Source organism: Sphingobium wenxiniae (assembly GCF_007830065.1).
Taxonomy (GTDB): domain Bacteria; phylum Pseudomonadota; class Alphaproteobacteria; order Sphingomonadales; family Sphingomonadaceae; genus Sphingobium; species Sphingobium wenxiniae.
In genome coordinates, this window is the sequence record NZ_VLKK01000077.1 from 1 (window position 1) to 1,307 (window position 1,307).

Genomic DNA, 1,307 nt, shown 5'->3' on the forward strand with positions numbered 1-1,307 from the left:
TTCACCTGAACCCGCGCATGGCTGACCGCCCCAGTCGCGACCACGCCGCCGCTGCGATCTGGCTGCACGAAAAACCCTGACGCATTGGAAGTCCGCACGAAAACCCCGATTTCAGGGTTTTCCGTCACCCTCACAGGCTCATGCCGCGATCCCGTTGCAGGACCAGCTCGCGCTCGTGGAGCAACTGCCCCACCGCCCGCGCCATTTGGGGTTCGCGCTGGATCTGCTCGATGTAGACCCACATTCCCCAAGTAAATCGCTGATTTTGCTGTCAGGATCTCAATATTTCCGATATAAATCATGGTGTTGATGGCCGTGAGGGGCGCGTTTGATGGATCACCCAGAGGGTGCGGGTTCGAAGCGGGCAGATCGGGTCGAGTTCGACCGCCGGGTGCATGTGGAGTTCCGAGGTGCGCAGCTCAGTTCCGACGGCGGCCTGCTGGTGATGCGCGAGCTGGATGACGCGCTCGGGCTGTCCGATCTGGCGGCAAAAGCATTGCGCGACACCCGGCGCGGCAAGAACACGGTCCACCGGCTTGACGGGTTGTTCCGGCAATCGGTGTTCGGGCGACTGGCCGGATACGAGGATGTGAACGACGCCGACCGCCTGGCCCTCGATCCGGTGATGCGCCAGGTCGTGGGTGGAAGGGCTGTCGATGCGCAAGCGGCCTCGGCCTCGCAGATGGGACGGTTCGAGACCGAGACACTGGCACAGCCCGAGAACCGTGCCGCGCTGGCCGACCTGAATGGCCAATGGATCGACCGGTTCCATGACCGTAACGGGCTGAAGTACATCGTTCTGGACATGGACAGTTCGGTCAGCCCCACCCATGGCGATCAGGAGGGCGCGGCCTGGAACGGGCATTTCGACTGCACCTGCTATCACCCGAACTTTTTGTTCAACCAGTTCGGCATGCTGGAGCGCTGCGCCTTGCGCCATGGCAACGTCCACAGCGCCGATGGCTGGCGGGACGTTCTCGACCCCGTCATCGCCCGCTACGCGGAGCGCGACCTTTGCGGCCGGTTCTTCCGGGCTGACGCCGCCTACGCGATCCCCGCGATCTATGAGCGGCTGGAAGAAGCCCGATTCTTCTACGCCATCCGGCTGCCTGCGAACAACGTCCTGCGCGAGAAGATCGCGCATCGGCTGACGCGCCCTGTCGGGCGACCTTCGCTGACCAAGGTCAAGCGCTTCTACGAAGACTTCGAGTATCAGGCGGCATCCTGGGACAAGGAACGCCGGGTGATCGCCAAGATCGAATGGCATCCGGGCGAACTGTTCCCGCGTGTCGGCTTCATCGTCACCA

Annotated in this window: 1 protein-coding gene; it reads left to right on the forward strand. The window is 63.1% G+C overall.

Translation table 11 applies throughout. The features are described 5' to 3' along the window. Positions 1 to 331 precede the first annotated feature (331 nt). The coding region (locus IQ35_RS20930; RefSeq protein ID WP_145076245.1) for an IS1380-like element ISKpn23 family transposase at positions 332 to 1,307 on the forward strand (976 nt) is incomplete at its 3' end.